This is a genomic window from Micromonospora sp. NPDC048170 (genome assembly GCF_040652795.1).
Taxonomy (GTDB): domain Bacteria; phylum Actinomycetota; class Actinomycetes; order Mycobacteriales; family Micromonosporaceae; genus Micromonospora.
Genome location: NZ_JBEZMR010000019.1, coordinates 46,327 through 66,444 on the forward strand (window position 1 = coordinate 46,327; position 20,118 = coordinate 66,444).

At 75.8% G+C, this 20,118-nt stretch carries 3 protein-coding genes; all 3 read left to right on the plus strand.

The genetic code is table 11. From position 1 onward, the window contains the following. The first annotated feature begins 30 nt into the window (after positions 1-30). Genes AB0D32_RS21930 through AB0D32_RS21940 form a run of 3 tightly spaced genes read left to right on the plus strand, consistent with a single transcriptional unit; the run spans position 31 to position 20,094 of the window. On the plus strand, positions 31-5,022 hold the full coding sequence (locus tag AB0D32_RS21930) for a type I polyketide synthase (protein ID WP_357093046.1): 4,992 nt from the start codon (positions 31-33) through the stop codon (positions 5,020-5,022). Between the two features lie 50 nt (positions 5,023-5,072). Beyond that, positions 5,073-14,579: a type I polyketide synthase gene (locus tag AB0D32_RS21935; RefSeq protein ID WP_357093049.1), complete on the plus strand. Its 9,507-nt coding sequence runs from the start codon at positions 5,073-5,075 to the stop codon at positions 14,577-14,579. Positions 14,580-14,604: 25 nt separating this feature from the next. Next, positions 14,605-20,094 carry a type I polyketide synthase gene (locus tag AB0D32_RS21940; RefSeq protein ID WP_357093051.1) on the plus strand — a complete coding sequence of 1,830 codons (5,490 nt, stop codon included), beginning with the start codon at positions 14,605-14,607 and terminating at the stop codon, positions 20,092-20,094. Positions 20,095-20,118 lie beyond the last annotated feature (24 nt).

Sequence of the window (20,118 nt, forward strand, 5' to 3'; positions counted from 1 at the left end):
CGACTTCCGAATCGAGGCAGGTGCCACCCGATGAGCGATGACAAGCTGCGCTACTTCCTCAAGCGGGTGACCGCCGACCTGCACGACACCAAGCGCAAGCTGCAGACCGTCGAGGCGCGCGACCAGGAGCCCCTGGCCATCGTCTCGATGAGCTGCCGCTTCCCCGGTGGCGTCCGGTCGCCGGAAGCCCTGTGGGAGTTGGTCGCCGACGGCCGGGACGCCCTCACCGAGTTCCCCGACGACCGGGGCTGGGACCTGGAGGCGCTCTACGACCCCGACCCGAACAAGCCGGGCAAGAGCTACACCCGGGTCGGCGGCTTCCTCGACGGCGCCGGTGACTTCGACCCGACCCTGTTCGGCATCTCGCCGCGGGAGGCCCTCGCCATGGACCCGCAGCAGCGGCTGCTGCTGGAGACGTCCTGGGAGGCCGTCGAGCGGGCCGGGATCGACCCGCTGTCGCTGCGCGGCAGCTCCACCGGCGTCTTCGTCGGGCTGAGCACCTCCAACTACGGCATCGGCCTGCCGTACGTGCCCGAGGGCGTCGACATGTACCTCGGCACCGGCAACACCACCAGTGTCGCGTCCGGCCGGATCTCGTTCACCCTCGGCCTCAACGGCCCGGCCGTCACCGTGGACACCGCCTGCTCCTCCTCGCTGGTGGCCCTGCACCTCGCCGTGAACGCGCTGCGCCGCGGTGAGTGCGACCTCGCCATCGCCGGCGGCGTCACCGTGATGGCCACCCCGGGCGTCTTCGTCGTCTTCTCCCGGCAGCGCGGCATGTCCGTCGACGGCCGGTGCAAGGCGTTCGCGAACGGCGCGGACGGCACCGGCTGGGGCGAGGGCGGCGGCGTACTCGTCGTGGAGCGGCTCGCCGACGCCGAGCGCAACGGCCACCCGGTCCTCGCCGTGATCCGGGGCAGCGCCCTCAACCAGGACGGCGCGTCCAACGGGCTGACCGCCCCGAACGGACCCTCCCAGCAGCGGGTCATCCGGCAGGCCCTCGCGAACGCCCGGCTCGGCACCGCCGACGTCGACATGGTCGAGGCGCACGGCACCGGCACCACCCTCGGCGACCCGATCGAGGCGCAGGCGCTCATCGCCACGTACGGGCAGGACCGGCCGGCCGACCGGCCGCTGTGGCTCGGCTCGGTGAAGTCGAACATCGGCCACACCCAGAGCGCCGCCGGCGTCGCCGGGCTGGTCAAGATGGTGATGGCGCTGCGCAACGGCGTCATGCCGGAGACCCTGCACGTCGACGAGCCGTCCGGGCACGTGGACTGGACGGCCGGCGCGGTGTCCCTGCTCACCGAGTCCAAGCCGTGGCCGGAGCTGGGTCGGCCCCGCCGCGGCGGCGTCTCCTCGTTCGGCGTGAGCGGCACCAACGCCCACGTGATCCTGGAGGAGTACCGGCCGCGCGTCGCCGACCCGGAGGCCGTCGACGGTGAGCAGACCGTCGAGGCCGCCGCCGTCGAGCCCGCGCGGTCCGGCCTGACCGCCTCGGACGTGACGCTCTGGCCGGTGTCGGCCCGGTCGAAGGCCGCTCTCGCCGGCCAGGCCGCCCGGCTCGCGCAGCGCGTGCGCGCGCACGGCGACCTCGCCCCGGCGGCCGTCGGCTGGTCCCTCGCCACCACCCGGTCGACGTTCGACCACCGCGCCGCCGTGGTCGGCGTCAGCGCCGAGGAACTGCTCGCCGGGCTGGACGCCCTGGCCGCCGGCGACCCGGCCGGCAACCTCGTCACCGGCACGGTCACCGGCTCCGGTGGCGGCCCCGTCTTCGTGTTCCCCGGCCAGGGCGCCCAGTCGGCGCGGATGGCCGCCGGCCTGGTGGGTCGTACGCCGGTGTTCGACGCGAAGCTGGCCGAGTGCCAGCGGGCCCTGGCCCCGTACCTGGACGTGGACCTGGTGTCGGTGCTGACCGGCGACGACGAGTCGTGGCTGGACCGGGTGGAGGTCGTGCAGCCGGTCCTGTGGGCCGTCGGCATCGCCCTCGCGGCCGTGTGGCGGGCGGCGGGCGTCGTACCGGACGCGGTCGTCGGCCACTCGCAGGGCGAGATCGGCGCGGCGTGCGTGGCGGGCATCCTGAGCCTGGACGACGCCGCGAAGACCGTGGCCCTGCGGTCGCGCGCCCTGGCCGTGCTGCGCGGCACCGGCACGATGGCGTCGGTGGACCTCTCCGCCGACGCGGTCGCCGAACGCCTGCCGGGCTTCCCCGGCGTCGGGGTGGCGGCCGTCAACGGCCCGTCCACCGTCGTGGTGTCCGGCCCGCCGCAGCCTGTCGCCGACCTGGTGGAGGCGTGTCAGGCCGACGGGATCCGGGCCCGGCTCATCCCGGTGGACTACGCCTCCCACTCGGCGGCCGTCGAGCAGGTGGCCGAGCAGCTCCGCTCGGACCTGGCCGACGTCACCCCGCAGGCCGGTCACACCCGCCTCGTCTCCACCCTCACCGGCGACTGGGTCGACCCGGCCTCGATGACCGCGGACTACTGGTACGACAACCTGCGCCGGACCGTGCGGTTCGACGCCGCCGTCCGGGTGGCGGTCGCCGCCGGGCACACCACGTTCGTGGAGATCAGCCCCCACCCCGTGCTGACGATGCCGGTGGCGGCGATCCTCGACGAGGCCGGCGTCACCGGCCACACCCTCGGCAGCCTGCGCCGCGGCGACGACGACCCGACCCGGCTGCTGACGAACCTGGCCACCGCGCACGCCATCGGCCTGCCGGTCGACCTGGCGAACGTCCTCGCCGAGACCGAGCTGGCGTCGCTGCCCACGTACGCGTTCGACCACCAGCGGTTCTGGCTGGACGGCAGCGGCGGCCCCGACCTGGAGAGCCTGCTCCAGGGGGCGGCCGACCCGAGCGACGCGAGCTTCTGGGCCGCCGTGGAACGCGGGGACGTCACCGCCCTCGCCGAGACCATCGCCACCGAGGACACCCCGGCGGACCAGGTCCTCGACGCGCTGCTCCCGGCCCTGCCGGTGCTCACCTCCTGGCGCCGGCAGCGGCGCCGGCAGTCCGACATCGACAGCTGGCGCTACCAGGACACCTGGAAGCCCCTGACCGGCGTCGCCAACCGGGGCATGACCGGCACCTGGGTCGTCGTCATGCCGACCGGGGACATCATCGAACCGTGGCAGGACGCCTGCGTCTCGGCGATCGCCGCGGCCGGCGCGACGATCGTCGCCGTTCCCGTCTCGACCCCCGACGTCGACCGTGACCTGCTCGGCAAGCTGCTGCGGGAGGCGCTCGTCGCCGCGCCGGGCGGGGACGACCGGGCCGTCGAGGTGACCGGCGTGGTCTCGCTGCTCGCCTTCGACGAGCTGGTCCACCCGCTGCACCCGTCCGTGCCCGGCGGCTTCGCCGCCACCGTCGCGCTCTTCCAGGCCCTCGGCGACATCGGCCTGCGCGCCCCGATGTGGAGCGTCACCTCGGGCGCCGCGTCCGTCGGCCGGGCCGACCTGCTGCGCTCCCCGGTGCAGTCGCTGGTCTGGGGCTTCGGCCGGGTCGCCGCGCTGGAGCACCCGCAGCGCTGGGGCGGTCTCGTGGACCTGCCCGAGGCCGTCGACGAGCGCTGCGCCGACCTGCTGGTCGCGGCCCTCACCACCGCCGGGGAGGAGGACCAGATCGCGGTACGCCCCGGCGGCCTGCTCGCCCGCCGGCTCACCCGGGTCCCGCTCGGCGAGAGCCAGCCCGCGAACCCGTGGCAGCCGTACGGCACGGCCCTGGTCACCGGCGGCACCGGCGCGCTCGGTGGGCACGCCGCCCGCTGGCTGGCCCGCAGCGGGGTGGAGAACATCGTCGTCGTCAGCCGGCGGGGCATGGCCGCGCCGGGCGCGCGGCAGCTCGTCGACGACCTCACCGAGCTGGGCGCCCAGGCCACCGTCGTCCAGTGCGACGCCGCCGACCGGGACGCGCTGGCCGGCCTGATCGACGCGATCCCCGCCGAGTACCCGCTCACCACGGTCGTGCACGCCTCCGCCGTGCTGGACGACGCCATGATCAACGACATCCGGCTGGAACAGATCGAGCGGGTGCTCCAGGCCAAGGTCGACGTCGCGTACAACCTGCACGAGCTGACCCTCGACCTCGACCTGTCCGCGTTCGTCATGTTCTCGTCCTTCGCCGGCAGCGTGGCCAGCTCCGGCGTCGGCAACTACGCCCCGAGCAACGCGTTCCTCGACGCGCTCGCCCAGCACCGGCGCGGGCTCGGCCTGACCGCCACCTCCATCGCCTGGGGCGCGTGGGCCGGCGGCGGCATGGCCGACGGGCCGCTCGGCGAGCTGCTGCACCGGCACGGCGTACCCGAGATGACCCCCGACGCGGCCATCGCCGCGCTGCACCAGGCCGTGGACCACGGCGAGGCGTTCCTCACCATCGCCGACATCGCCTGGGAACGCTTCTCCGTCGCCTTCACGGCCACCCGACCGGGCCCGCTGATCAGCGACCTGCCGGACGTGCGCCGGCTCTCCACCGCCGAGAAGGTGGCCAGCGTGGAGGCCGGCGACGGTCCGGACTCGGTGCAGGAGCGGCTCGCCGGGCTGCCCGCCGCCGAACGGCAGGCCGTGCTGCTCGGCCTGGTCCGCAGCCAGGTCGCCGCCGTGCTCAACTACCCGTCCGCCGAGTCGGTGGACGAGCACCGGGCGTTCCGGGAGCTGGGCTTCGACTCCGTCACCGCCGTCGAGCTGCGCAACCGGCTCGGCTCGGCCACCGGCGTGGCCCTCCCGGTCACCCTGGTCTTCGACTACCCGACCCCGACGACCCTGGCGGAGTACCTCTTCGCCGAGGTCGCCCACGACGACGTGGTCACCCCGACCGCTCTCCTCGACGATCTCGACCGGATCGCCGACAGCCTCGACGTGGTGGCGCGGGACGAGGCGGCCCGGGTGCGGGCCACCGTACGTCTCCAGGCGATGCTCTCCCGGCTCGGCCAGGACGGCGGTGGCGCCGCCATCGGCCGGCATCTCGACGACGCCACCGACGACGAGCTGTTCGCGATGGTGGACAAGGACCTCGGCATCTCCTGACCCCCCGGCTCCAGTTCTCTCCCCGTCCCTTGCGAGGAAGCGGCACTCCGATGGCCAATGAAGACAAGCTCCGCGATTACCTCAAGCGGGTCATGGCTGATCTCCACGACACCCGCCGCCGGCTCTGTGAGGCACAGTCCCAGGAACTGGAGCCGGTGGCGATCGTGTCGATGAGCTGCCGGTTGCCCGGCGGGGTGCGCAACCCCGACGACCTGTGGGAGCTGTTGCGGGACGGCCGGGACGCCGTCGCCCCCTTCCCCGACGACCGGGGCTGGGACCTGGAGCGGCTCTACCACCCCGACCCCGACCACCCGGGCACCTCGTACGCCCGGGAGGGCGGGTTCGTCGACGGGGCCGGGGAGTTCGACTCCGCCTTCTTCGGCATCTCGCCCCGCGAGGCGCTGACCATGGACCCCCAGCAGCGGTTGCTGCTGGAGACGTCCTGGGAGGCGATCGAGGCCGCCGGGATCGACCCGGCCTCGCTGCGCGGCAGCCGCACCGGGGTGTTCGTCGGCACCAACGGGCAGGACTACGGCACCCTGCTGATGATGTCGCCGGACGGCGACGAGGGGCACTCGATGACCGGGGGCGCGGCGGCCGTCGCGTCGGGCCGGGTGTCGTACACCCTCGGGCTGGAGGGGCCCGCCGTCTCCATCGACACGGCCTGCTCCTCGTCGCTGGTGGCGCTGCACCTCGCGGTGCAGGCGCTGCGGGCGGGGGAGTGCGACCTGGCCCTGGCCGGCGGGGTGACCGTGATGGCCACCCCGGGTCTCTACATCGGATCCAGCCGGCAGCGCGCCCTCTCCACGGACGGGCGGTGCAGGTCGTTCGCCGCCGCCGCCGACGGCGCGGGGTTCTCCGAGGGCGTCGGCTGGCTGCTGGTCGAGCGGTTGTCGGACGCCCGCCGCAACGGTCACCGCGTCCTCGCGGTGGTCCGCGGCTCCGCCGTCAACCAGGACGGCGCGTCGAACGGACTGACCGCGCCGAACGGGCCGGCACAGCAGCGGGTGATCAGCCAGGCGCTCGCCTCGGCCCGGCTGTCCACGGCCGACGTCGACGTGCTGGAGGCACACGGCACCGGCACCAAACTGGGCGACCCGATCGAGGCGCAGGCGCTCATCGCCACGTACGGGCAGGACCGTGGAGAGGCCCCGCCGCTGCTGCTCGGCTCGGTGAAGTCGAACATCGGCCACGCCCAGGCCGCCGCAGGGGTGGCCGGGGTGATCAAGGTCGTGCTCGCCATGCGGCACGGGGTCGTGCCCGCGACGCTGCACGTGGACGCGCCGTCCCCGCACATCGACTGGACGGCCGGCGCGGTGGAACTGGCCGTCGAGGCGCGGCCGTGGCCCGAGACGGGCCGGGTCCGGCGGGCCGCCGTCTCCTCCTTCGGCATCTCCGGCACCAACGCCCACGTGATCATCGAGCAGCCGGACGAGGTGGCCGAGGACCGCCCGTCCGGCTCCGCCCCCGGCCTGGTCGCCGCCGACGCGCTCGTCTGGCCGGTGTCGGCCCGGTCGAAGGCCGCCCTCGCCGGGCAGGCCGCCCGGCTCGCGTCGTACGTGCGGGAACGGGAGGGCCTGGACCCGGCCGCGGTGGGCTGGTCCCTGGCGGCCACCCGGTCGACGTTCGACCACCGGGCCGCCGTGGCCGGGTCGACCGTCGGCGAGCTGCTGGCCGGGCTGGACGCGGTCGCGGCGGGTCTGCCGGCCGGGAACGTGTTCACCGGTGTGGCGTCGGGCCCCGGCGCGGGTCCGGTGTTCGTGTTCCCGGGGCAGGGCGCCCAGTCGGCGCGGATGGCGGCCGGTCTGGTGGGGCGTACGCCGGTGTTCGACGCGAAGTTGGCGGAGTGTCAGCGGGCTCTCGCGCCGTACCTGGATGTGGATCTGGTGTCGGTGTTGACCGGCGAGGATGAGTCGTGGTTGGCGCGGGTGGAGGTCGTGCAGCCGGTGCTGTGGGCTGTGGGCATCGCCCTGGCGGCGGTGTGGCAGCACGCGGGGGTGAACCCGGCGGTGGTGATCGGTCATTCGCAGGGTGAGATCGGTGCCGCGTGTGTGGCGGGGATCCTTTCGTTGGAGGATGCGGCGAGGGCGGTGGCGTTGCGGTCGCGGGCGCTGACCGTGCTGCGGGGCACGGGGACGATGGCGTCGGTCGACCTGTCCGCCGACGCCGTCGCCGAGCGGCTGCCGGCGTTCCCGGGCGTCGGGGTGGCGGCGGTCAACGGCCCGGCCACCGTCGTGGTGTCCGGCCCGCCGCAGCACGTCGCCGACCTCGTCGAGGCGTGCCAGGCCGAGGGCATCCGGGCCCGGTTGATTCCCGTCGACTACGCGTCGCACTCACCGGCGGTGCAGGAGGTCGCCGAGCAACTCCGCGCCGACCTGGCCGACATCACCCCGCAGCCCGGTCACACCCGCCTCGTCTCCACCCTCACCGGCGACTGGGCCGACCCGCTCGCCATGGGCGCGGACCACTGGTACGACAACCTGCGCCAGACGGTGCTCTTCGACCCGGCCGTGCGGGTGGCGGTCGCCGCCGGCCACACCACGTTCGTCGAGATCAGCCCCCACCCCGTGCTGACGATGCCGGTGACGGCCATCCTCGACGACACCGGGGTCACCGGCCACACGCTGGGCAGCCTGCGGCGCGACGACGACGACCCGACCCGGCTGCTGACCAACCTCGCCACCGCGCACGCCATCGGCCTGCCCGTCGACCTGACCAACGTCATCCCCACCGCGGCCATCGTCGACCTGCCCACCTACGCCTTCGACCACCACCGGTACTGGCCCGCGCCGCCGGTCTTCCCGGCCGCGCCCGACGGTGAGCCGGACATCGACCGGTGGCGCTACCGGGTCACCTGGCAGGCCGTACCCGACCTGCCGCTGACCTGGCTCGCCGGCACCTGGCTCGTCCCGGTACCCGCGGCGCTGGGCGAAGACCCCCTGGTCACCGACGTGCTGGCGGCCCTCGGCAACTTCGGCGCCGACGTCGTGCCCGTGCGGCTGGACGCCACCGACGACCCGGCGGCGCTGGCCGACCGGCTGCGCGCCGCGCTCACCGGCCCGGAGGGGCCCGTCGCCGTGCTCTCGCTGCTGGGCCTGGACGAGCGGGCACACCCGGAGCATCCGGCGACCTCGCTGGCCGTGTCGGGCACCGCCCTGCTGGTGCAGGCGCTCGGGTCGCTCGGCGTCGAGGCACCACTGTGGTGCGTGACCCGGAGGGCCGTCGCGGTCTCCGCCGACGACCAGCCGCCGCACCCGGTCGCCGCCTCCGTGTGGGGGCTCGGCCGCGCCGTCGCCCTCGAACACCCCGGCCGCTGGGGCGGCCTGCTCGACCTGCCGGACACCCTCGACGCGCAGACCGGCGCCCTGCTCTGCGCGGCGCTCGGCGACAGCGGCGACGCCGACCAGTTCGGCGACGGCGACGGTACGGACCAGCTCGGCGACGGCGGCCGCGAGGACCAGCTCGCCGTCCGCGACTCCGGGGTCTTCGTCCGCCGCCTCGCCCGGATCACCGAGCCCGAGCCGGCCACGAACTCCGAGAGCGCGGACGACACCTGGCGGATGCGCGGCACCGTGCTGATCACGGGCGGCACGGGCGGGCTGGGCGGGCACCTGGCCCGGTGGGCGGCCCGCTCCGGCGCCGCGCACGTCCTGCTCGCCAGCCGCCGCGGCCCGGACGCCCCGGGTGCCGCCGAGCTGGAGGCGGAACTGACCGACCTGGGCGTACGGGTCACCGTGGCCCGCTGCGACGTCAGCGACCGGGCACAGGTGGCCGACCTGCTGACCACCGTCCCCGGGGACGCCCCGGTGACCGCCGTGCTGCACACCGCCGCCGTCCTCGACGACGGGATCGTCGACACCGCCACCGCGCAGCGCCTGCACACCGTCGCCGCGCCCAAGTGCGCCGCCGCCGCCCATCTCGACGAGCTGACCCGGGACCTCGACCTCGACGCCTTCGTGCTGTTCTCCTCCGTCGCCGGCACCACCGGCAACGCCGGGCAGGGCGCGTACGGGGCGGCAAACGCGTTCCTCGACGCCCTCGCCGAGCGGCGCCGGGCCGAGGGCCGGCCCGCCCTGTCGGTGGCCTGGGGCGCGTGGAGCGGGGCCGGCCTGCCCGCCGACAACGAACGCGCCCAGCAGCGGCTGCGCCGGGGCGGCATGGTCGGCATGGACCCCGACCTGGCCGTCGAGGCCCTCGCCCGGGCGCTGCGGCGCGGCGAGACCACGACCCTGATCGCCGACATCGACTGGGCCCGGTTCGCCCCCGCGTTCACCCTGGTCCGGCCCAGCCCGCTGATCGGCGACCTCGCCGAGGTGGGCGAGGCGACCCGGCAGGTCACGCAGGAGACCGCCGAGGCGGAGACGGACGTACCGTCGGCGCTGGCCCGGCGGCTCGCCGGGCTCGCCCCGGCGGAGCGTGCCGCGACGCTGCTGGAGCTGGTGCGCCAGTGCGCGGCGACCGCGCTCGGCTACGGCGGAGCCGATGACATCCCGGCCACCCTGCCCTTCCGCGACCTCGGCCTGGACTCGCTGACCGCCGTGGACATGCGCAACTTCCTCGCCGCCGCCACCGACCTGCGGTTGCCCGCGACGCTCGCCTTCGACTACCCGAACCCGACGGTGCTCGCCGCGCACCTCGACGAACTGCTCACCGGTGCCGCGCCGGACGTGGCCACCCCCGCGCCGGCCACCACGGCCGAGGACGACGAGCCGATCGCCATCGTGGCGATGAGCTGCCGCCTCCCCGGCGGGGCGGACACCCCGGAGCAGCTGTGGCAGCTCCTGGCCGGCGGCGGCGACGCGATCGGCGAGTTCCCCACCGACCGGGGCTGGGACCTCGACCGGCTCTTCGACTCCGACCCGGAGAAGGAGGGCACCAGCTACGCCCGCGAGGGCGGCTTCGTCACCGGTGCCGCCGAGTTCGACGCCGGGTTCTTCGGCATCAGCCCCCGCGAGGCCCTGGCCATGGACCCGCAGCAGCGGCTCCTGCTGGAGGCCTCCTGGGAGGCGATCGAGCGGGCCGGGATCGACCCGCAGGCGCTGCGCGGCAGCCCCACCGGGGTCTTCGTCGGCACCAACTACCAGGACTACCGGAACCTGATGTTCAGCGCCGAGGGCGCCGAGGGGCACCTGATGACCGGCAACGCCGGCAGCGTGCTCTCCGGTCGGGTGTCGTACACCCTCGGACTCGAGGGGCCCGCCGTGTCGGTGGACACCGCCTGCTCGTCGTCGCTGGTCGCGCTGCACTGGGCCTGCCAGGCGCTGCGCCGGGCGGAGTGCTCCCTCGCCCTCGTCGGCGGCGTCACCGTCATGTCCACCCCCGGGGTGTTCGTCGGCTTCAGCCGGCAGCGGGGGCTCGCCCCGGACAGCCGGGTCAAGGCGTTCGCCTCCGCCGCCGACGGCACCAGCTGGGGCGAGGGCCTCGGCCTGCTCCTGGTCGAGCGGCTGTCCGACGCCCGCCGCAACGGCCACCCCGTGCTCGCGGTGATCCGGGGCAGCGCCGTCAACCAGGACGGCGCGTCCAACGGCCTCACCGCGCCGAACGGGCCGTCGCAGCAGCGGGTGATCCGGCAGGCGCTCGCCAACGCCGGCCTCACCCCGGCGGACGTCGACGCCGTCGAGGCGCACGGCACCGGCACCAGGCTCGGCGACCCGATCGAGGCGCAGGCCCTGCTCGCCACGTACGGCCGGGAGCGGCCGGCCGACCAGCCGCTCTGGCTCGGCTCGATCAAGTCCAACATCGGGCACACCCAGGCCGCCGCCGGGGTGGCCGGGATCATCAAGATGGTGCTGGCCCTGCGGCACGGCTACCTGCCGCAGACCCTGCACGTCGACGAGCCGACCGACCAGGTGGACTGGAGCGTCGGCGCGGTCGAACTGCTGGGCGAGGGCCGACCGTGGCCGGTCACCGGGCACCCGCGCCGGGCTGCCGTCTCCTCGTTCGGAATCAGCGGCACCAACGCGCACACCATCCTGGAGCAGGCCCCGGAGCCGCCCGTCGGGGAGCAGCCCCCGGGGGACCCCGCCCGGCTGCCGATGGTGCCGGTCCTGCTGTCGGGGCGCACCGAGATCGCCCTGGCCGCCCAGGCGGGCCGTTGGGCCGACCAGCTCACCGGGCTGGAGGCTCCGCGGACGGTCGACGTCGGCTGGTCGTCGGCGGTCTCCCGGGCCACCCTGGAGCACCGGGCCGTCGTTCTCGCCACCGACCGGGTCGCCCTGGGCGCCGGGCTGCGCGCCCTCGGCTCCGGCGAGGACTCGCCGCTGGTGGTCACCGGCGTGGCCGCGCCCAGGCCGAAGGTGGCGTACCTGTTCTCCGGGCAGGGGGCCCAGCGGGCCGGCATGGGGCGCGAGCTGGCCGAGGCGTTCCCGGTCTTCGCCGCCGCGCTGGACGAGGTCTGCGCCGCCCTCGACCCGCACCTGCCCCGCCCGCTGAAGCCGCTGCTCTTCGCCGAGTCCGACACCCCGGACGCCGAGTCGCTGGACCGCACCGAGTTCACCCAGCCGGCGCTCTTCGCCGTCGAGGTGGCGTTGTTCCGGCTGCTCGAGGCATGGGGTGTCCGCCCCGACGCGGTCGCCGGGCACTCCATCGGCGAGTTCGCCGCCGCCCACGCCGCCGGGGTGTTGTCCCTGGCCGACGCCGCCGAGCTGGTCGCCGCCCGCGGCCGGCTGATGCAGGCGCTGCCGGCCGGCGGGGCGATGCTCGCCATCGCCGCCACCGAGGCCGACGTGACCGCCTCGCTCGGCGACCGCGCCGACCGGGTCTCGATCGCCGCCGTCAACGGTCCCACCGCCGTCGTGGTGTCCGGGGCCGGCGACGCCGTCGAGGAACTGGCCGCCGAGTGGACCGCCCGGGGCGTCCGGATCCGGCGGCTGACCGTCAGCCACGCCTTCCACAGCCCGCTGATGGATCCGGTGCTCGACGACCTCGCCGCCGTCGCCGGGCGGCTGCGGTACCAGGCCCCGACCGTCCCGATGGTCTCCACCGTCACCGGTGGTCCGGTCGACGCGACGGAGATCGGCACGCCGGAGTACTGGGTGCGGCACGCCCGCGACGCCGTGCGCTTCGCCGACGCCGTCGCGGCGCTGCGGGAACGCAACGTCACCGGCTACGTCGAGATCGGCCCGGACGGGGTGCTCACCGCCCTCGCCCAGGCCGTCCTGGCCGAGGGCGCCCCGGCCGGCGGCCGGGCCCCCCTGTTCGTGCCCGCCCTGCGCCGGGATCGTTCCGAGCCGAACACCCTGCTGCGGGCGGTCGCCGCGCTGCACTCCCACGGAGTGTCCCCGGACTGGTCCACCCTCTACGAGGGCACCGGCGCCCAGCGGGTCGAGCTGCCCACCTACACGTTCGACCGGCGGCGCTACTGGCCGGAGCCGCCGCCCTGGGCCGCCCTGGCGGCCGAGGACGACCGCACCGAGGTCGAGCGCCGCTTCTGGGCGGCGGTCGAGGCCGAGGACCTCGAGTCGTTGGCCCGCGACCTGGACGTGCACCGGGACCAGCCGTTCGGGACCGTGCTGCCGGCCCTGTCCGCGTGGCGGCGGCGTGGCCGGGAACGGTCCCTCGTGGACGGCAGCCGGTACCGGGCCGTCTGGGAGCCCATCGCGGAGATCCCGGAGGGGCAGGACCCCGGCCGCTGGCTGGTGCTGCTGCCCGCCGACCGGGCGGACGACCCGGACCTGAACTCCTGCACCTGGGCCCTCGGCACCGACGTGACCACCGTGCCCGTCGACACCGCCGCCGACCCCGACGAGCTGTGCGGACAGCTCGCCGACGTCCTCACCGAGGCACTCGGTGCGGCCGACGGGCCACTGTCGATCCTCTCCTTCCTCGGCCTGGACGACGCCCCGCACGCCGAGCACCCGGCGCTGCCCCGCGGCCTCGCCGCGACCGTGCACCTGCTCCAGCAGCTGACCGACCTCGACGCCTCTGCCCGGCTCTGGTGCGTCACCCAGGGCGCCGTCGGGATCGGCGAGGACGACGTCCCGGCCAACCCCCGGCAGGCGATGCTGTGGGGGCTGGGCCGGGTGGCCGCCCTGGAGCAGCCCGCCCGCTGGGCCGGACTGGTCGACCTCCCCACCGACCTCGAGCCCTGGACGGCGATGCGGCTGGGCGGCATCCTCACCGGCGGCGGCGCCGAGGACCAGCTCGCCGTCCGCGAGTCCGGCGTGCTGGTCCGGCGGCTCGCCCCGGCCGTCACCGCCGGGGAGCCCGAGCCGTGGCAGCCCCGGGGCACCGTGCTGATCACCGGCGGCACCGGCGCGCTCGGCGGGCACGTAGCCCGCTGGGTGGCCGGCGCCGGCGCGGAGCGGGTGGTGCTGACCAGCCGACGTGGCACCGACACCCCGGGCGCGACCGAGCTCCTCGCCGAGCTGACCGGCCTCGGGGTGGACTGCCGGGTCGCCCGGTGCGACGCCGCCGACCGGACGGCGGTGGCCGAGCTCCTGGCCGACCTGCGGCGGGAGGGGCCGCCGCTGCGCGCGGTGGTGCACGCCGCGGGGGTCAGCGAGGTGGTGCCGCTGGCCGACACCACCCTGGAGGACCTGGCGTACGTCATCGCCCCGAAGCTGTCCGGCGCCGAACACCTCGACGAGCTGCTCGACGGTGTCGAGCTGGACGCGTTCGTGCTCTTCTCGTCCATCTCGGCGGTGTGGGGCAGCGGCGGGCAGGGCGCGTACGCGGCCGGCAACGCCTACCTGGACGCGCTCGCCGAGCGGCGGCGCGGCCGGGGCCTGACGGCCACCTCCGTCGCCTGGGGGCCGTGGACCGAGTCGGGCATGTACACCGAGGGCGCGCCGGAGCAGTTGCGCCGCCGCGGCCTGCGGGTGATGCCCCCGGGCGTGGCGATGGCCGGGCTGCGGCACGCCCTGGCGGCCGGCGACACCTGCGTCACCGTCGCCGACGTCGACTGGGCCGTCTTCCAGCCGCTGTTCACCGTGCTGCGGCCCAGCCCGCTCCTGGCCGACCTGCCGGCCGTACGCGCGTTGGCCGTCGCGCCCGCCGAGACGCCGGACGCGGTCGCGCCCGTCGCCCGGGACCTACTCGCCGGGTTGCGGGCGCTGCCCGGCGACGAGCGGCGGGCCGCGCTGCTGGAGATGGTGCGGGTCGACGCGGCGAAGGTGCTCGGCCACTCCTCGGGCGACGTGATCGAGACCGACCGGGGCTTCCTGGACCTCGGCTTCGACTCGCTCACCGCGGTGGAGCTGCGCAACCTGCTCACCGCGGCGACCGGGCACGACCTGCCCACCACGGTCGTCTTCGACTACCCGACCCCGGCCGGCCTGGCCGACCACCTGTACGAGGAGCTCTTCGCAGACGGGGGCGGGGACGCCGGTGACGGCGGCGACGAGGAGTCGGTCCGCCGGGCCCTCGCCGCGATCCCACTGGACGAGCTGCGTCGGGCGGGCCTGCTCGACCAGCTGCTCCAGCTGGCCCGCACGAGCGCCGGCCCGGTGGCCGTGGCGCCCGCCGCCTCGGCCGCGTCTCCCGCGCCCGAGGCGCAGATCCGCGAACTCGACGTCGCCGGCCTGGTCCGGATGGCCCTGGAAGGCTCCGACTCGTGACCCGGCCGGCCCTGAGGAGCCCCCGATGAGTGTTTCACTGGACGAGGTCGTTGGCGCGCTGCGCGCGTCCCTGCTCGACAACCAGAAGCTCAAGCAGCAGAACCAGCAGCTCACCGCCGCGCTCAGCGAACCGGTGGCGATCATCGGGATGAGCTGCCGGTTCCCCGGCGGCGTCGGGTCGCCGGAGCAGTTGTGGGACCTGGTCGCCGGCGGCACCGACGCGATGTCGGCGTTCCCCGACGACCGGGGCTGGAACCTGGGCGCGCTCTACGACCCGGACCCGGACCCCGACAGCCGGGGCACGTCGTACGTGCGGGAGGGCGGGTTCCTCTACTCCGCCGGCGACTTCGATCCCGCCTTCTTCGGCATCAGCCCGCGCGAGGCCCTGGCCATGGACCCGCAGCAGCGGTTGCTGCTGGAGACCGCCTGGGAGGCGTTCGAGCGGGCCGGCATCGACCCGACCACGCTGCGCGGCGCGTCCACCGGCGTGTACGCGGCGACCAGCAGCCAGGGCGACTACGCCGCGCTGCTCACCGGCGTCACCGGCGGCGTCGAGGGCTACCTCGGCACCGGCAGCGCCGCCGCCGTGGCCAGCGGCCGGATCTCGTACGCCCTGGGGCTGGAGGGGCCGGCGGTCACCGTGGACACCGCCTGTAGTTCGTCACTGGTCGCGCTGCACCTCGCCTGCCAGGCGCTGCGGCTGGGGGAGTGCACGATGGCGCTGGTCGGCGGGGTGTCGGTCATGGCCACCCCTACCGTCTTCGTCGAGTTCTCCCGGCAGCGCGGCCTGTCCACCGACGGCCGGTGCAAGTCGTTCGCCGCCGCCGCCGACGGCACCGGCTGGTCCGAGGGGGCCGGCATGTTGCTGGTCGAGCGGCTGTCCGACGCCCGCCGCAACGGCCACCCGGTTCTCGCCGTGGTACGCGGCAGCGCCGTCAACCAGGACGGGGCCAGCAGCGGGCTGACCGCCCCGAACGGACCCTCCCAGCGCCGGGTGATCCGGCAGGCCCTGGCCAGCGCGGGGTTGACCGCCGAGCAGGTGGACGTGGTGGAGGCGCACGGCACGGGCACCACACTGGGTGATCCGATCGAGGCGCAGGCGCTGCTGGCGACGTACGGGAAGGACCGTCCGGCGGATCGGCCGCTGTGGCTGGGGTCGATCAAGTCGAACATCGGTCACACGCAGGCTGCCGCCGGTGTGGCCGGGGTGATGAAGATGGTTCTCGCGATGCGGCACGGGGTGCTGCCGCCGACCCTGCACGTGGACGAGCCCACCCCGCACGTCGACTGGTCGGCCGGGGCGGTGTCCCTGCTGACCGGGGCGGAGCCCTGGCCGGAGACCGGGCAGCCGCGCCGGGCCGGGGTCTCCGCGTTCGGGATCAGCGGCACCAACGCGCACGTCATCATCGAGCAGGCCGTCGCGGCGGAGACCGACTCCGTACGGCCGGTGGGTACGCCCGCCCCGCCGACCCCGTGGATCGTCTCCGCCCGCTCCGCGCCGGCCCTGGCCGGGCAGGCCCGGCGGCTGCTGGACCACCTCGCCGCCCAGCCGGACCTGGCCCCGGCCGACGTGGCGTACTCGCTGGTCACCACCCGGGCGGCGCTGCCGCACCGGGCGGCCGTGATCGGCGACGACCGGGACGCGCTGCTGGCCGGCCTGCGCGCGGTCGCGGAGGAGCGCAACGCCCCCGGCGTGGTGCGTGGCGTGGCCCGCGCGGCCGGCCGGGTCGCCTTCCTCTTCACCGGCCAGGGCGCCCAGCGTGCCGGCATGGGCGCCGAGCTGCACCGCCGGTTCCCGGTGTTCGCCGCCGCCTTCGACGAGGTGGCCGGGGAACTGGACCGGCACCTGAGCCGCCCGCTGCGGGAGGTGGTCTTCGCCCACCCCGACTCGCCCGAGGCGGCGCTGCTGGACCGCACCGAGTTCACCCAGCCCGCGCTGTTCGCCTACGAGGTGGCCGCCTTCCGGCTCGTCACGGCGTGGGGGCTGCGTCCGCAGCACCTGCTCGGCCACTCGGTCGGCGAACTGGCCGCGGCGCACGTCGCCGGTGTGCTGTCGCTGGCCGACGCGGCGACCCTGGTGGCCGCCCGGGGCCGGCTCATGCAGGAACTGCCGGCCGGCGGGGCGATGCTGGCGGTCCGGGCGTCCGAGGCCGAGGTGGCCGCGCTGCTCGACGACCGGGTGGCGTTGGCCGCCGTGAACGGTCCCAGGTCGGTGGTGCTCTCCGGCGACGAGGAAGCCGTGCTCGCGGCGGGCAGACAGCTCGCCGCCCAGGGCCGACGGTCCCGCCGACTGCGCGTCAGCCACGCCTTCCACTCCGCCCGGATGGACGGCATGCTGGCCGACTTCCGGGTGATCGCGGAGAAGGTCACCTGGCACCCGCCGACCCTGCCGCTCGTCTCGGACCGCACCGGTGAGCTGCTCACCGCCGCCCAGGCCACCGATCCCGGCTACTGGGTCGACCACGTCCGGGACACCGTCCGCTTCCACGACGGCGTCGCCACCCTGGCCGCCGCGGGCGTGGCGACCTTCCTGGAGCTCGGCCCCGACGGGGCCCTGACCGCGTTGGCCCGGGAGTGCCTGGCCGACGCCGAGCCGGCGGCCTTCGTGCCGCTCGGCCGCCGGGACCAGCCGGAGCCGACCAGCCTGCTCGCCGCGCTCGCCGCCGTCGACCTGCGTGGGGCCGGTGTCGACTGGCCGGCTCTCCTCGCCGGTACCGACGCGGCACGGATCGAGCTGCCCACGTACGCCTTCCACCATGAGCGGTACTGGCCGGATCCGCTCGTCGTCGACCTCGGTCAGCCCTCCGTGCCCAGCGAGGACGAGGAGTTCTGGGCCGCCGTGGAGGCGGACCGGCCGGAGTCGCTGGCCGCCGCGCTCGGCCTCGACGCCGACCGGCAGGACGCGCTCACCGAACTGTTGCCCGCCCTCGCGGCGTACCGGCATCGTCGGCGTCACCGCTCCGAACTGGACGGCCTGCGGTACCGCACCGACTGGGTCCGCGTCGACCCGCCGCCCGCCGGCTCCGCACCGACCGGCCCCTGCCTGGTGGTGGCCGGGGCACGGACCGACGCCGCGGACGTGCTGACGGCACTGCGCGCCGAGGGCCTCGACCCGGAGCTCGTGACCGTGGGCGACGACCCGGGTGAGGTCGCCCGGGCGCTGCCCGCCGGGGCCACCCCGGCGGTCGTGGTCTCGCTGCTGTCGGCGGGGGAGCCGGCCGGGGCCACCGGGACGGCCGCGCTCGCCGGCACCGCCGCGCTCGTCCGGGCCCTCGGCGAGGCCGGGAGCGGCGCGCCGGTGTGGACCGTGACCCGGGGCGCGGTGACCGTCGACGCGGACGATCCCGTACCCGCCCCCGCCGGGGCGTACCTCTGGGGTCTCGGTCGGGTGTTGGCGTTGGAACAGCCGCGCCTCTGGGGTGGGCTGGTCGACCTGCCGGCGGAACCGGACGAGGCCTCCCTCGCGGCGCTCGCCCGGCTCGTCGCGGGCGACGGCGACGAGGACCAGCTGGCGGTGCGCTCCGGCGGGGTGTACGCGCGGCGGCTGTCCCGCGCCCCTGCCGGCGCCGCCGTGGACGCGGACTGGCGGCCCCGGGGCGCGGTCCTGGTGCACGGGGCCGCCGCCGTGCGTGCCCCGCACCTGCTGCGGTGGCTCGTCGACCGCGGCGCGACCCGCCTTGTCCTCGTCGGCCCCGAGGTGCCCGCGTGGCTGGCCGATGAGGGCGTCGCCGTGACCGCCGTCGACGACCTCGACGGGCTGCCCGAGGTGCTGGACCGGCTGGCCGCCGCCGACACCGGAGTCCGCACCGTCCTGCACGTCGCCGACTCCGACGGGGCCGGCGACCCGGTCGCGGCGTTGGCCCCGGCCGACCTGGCCGACGCCGTCGCCGCCCGCACCACCGCGGTGGAACTGCTCGACCGGGTCTGCGCCGACCGGCCGATCGACGAGTTCGTCGTCTTCTCCTCCACCGCCGCCGTCTGGGGCAGCGGTGGCGCGGCGGTCGCCGCCGCCGCCGGCGCCGGGCTGGAGGCGCTGGCCGCCCGCCGTCGTGCCGCCGGCCGGCCGGCCACCGTCGTCGCGTGGGTGCCGTGGGCGGACGAGGTCGCCGACCCGGAACAGCTGCGCCGCCGCGGGGTCCGCCCGCTCACCGTCGAACTGGCCCTGTCCGCGCTGCAACAGGCCGTGGGACGCGGCGAGGACCAGCTCGCGGTCGCCGACCTCGACTGGCCGGCGTTCGTGCCGGCGTTCACCGCCGTACGGCCCAGTGCGCTGCTGCGTGGCGTGCCCGAGGCGGCGGCTGCCCTGGACCGCGACGGCAGGACCGGTGACGAAGCCACCGATCCGGCCCGGGTGCTGCGCGACCGGCTGGCCGGGGCCTCGGCCGGCGATCGGCACCGGATCCTGCTGGATCTGGTCCGGGCGCGCGTGGCCACGGTGCTCGGACACGCCTCGCCCGGGGCCGTCGAGGCCGACCGGGACTTCCTGGAGCTCGGCTTCGACTCGCTGACCGCGTTGGAGCTGCGGGACGCGTTACGCCAGGAGACCGGGGCGGAGCTGTCCGCCACGCTGCTCTTCGACCACCCCACCCCTACGGCGCTGGCCCGCCATCTGCTCGGCCAGCTCGTCGGCGCGGACGCGGCCGAGGCCACCCCGGACGCCGCCGGATCGCCCGCCCCGGAGAGTGCCGGCGGCGGACTGCTCGGCGGGCTGTTCAACCAGCCGAAGGCGCGCGAGGATCCCGCCGGGTACGCCGAACTCCTGGTCAAGCTCGCCCAGTTCCGGCCCAGCTTCAGCGAACCGGCGCAGCTCACCCGCCCGGCCGGCATCCTCCGGCTGGCACAGGGGGGTGCCGGGGCGCAGCTGGTGTGCTGCTGCACCATGTCCCTGCTCTCCGGGGCCCACGAGTACGCCCGGCTCGCCGCCGGCTTCCGGGGGGTACGGGACGTCTGGGCCCTGCCCAACCCGGGCTTCGGCGTGGGGGAGGAACTTCCCGCCGACCTCGACGCCCTGCTGCGGGTGCACGCCGACACGGTGCTGCGCGCCGTCGGCGCCGGCCCGTTCGTGCTGGCCGGCCACTCCGGTGGCGCGATGGTGGCCAACCTGCTCGCCGGTGAGCTGGAACGGCAGGGCCGGTCGCCGGCCGCGGTCGTGCTGATGGACACCTATCCGGCGAACAGCGAGGTGCTCGGCGGGTGGGTGCCGCAGCTGCTCGACGGGATGATCGACCGGGAAACCGCGTACACGCCGATGGACGACTGGCGGACGACCGCCTGGGCCGGCTACCTGCCGCTGTTCCTGGACTGGGAGCCGACCCCGATGGCGGCGTCCACGCTGCTGGTCCGGGCCAGCGAGCCGTTGGGGGAGTGGGACGGCGAGGAGGGCGGCTGGCGGTCCCGCTGGCCGTTCCCGCACGAGGCGGTGGACGCGGCCGGCGACCACTTCAGCATGGTCGCCGACCGGGGGCCGGAACTCGCCGGCACGCTCCAGCGGTGGCTGACGGGACAGGGCCTGTGACGCCCGCGCCCCTGGCGTGCCCCT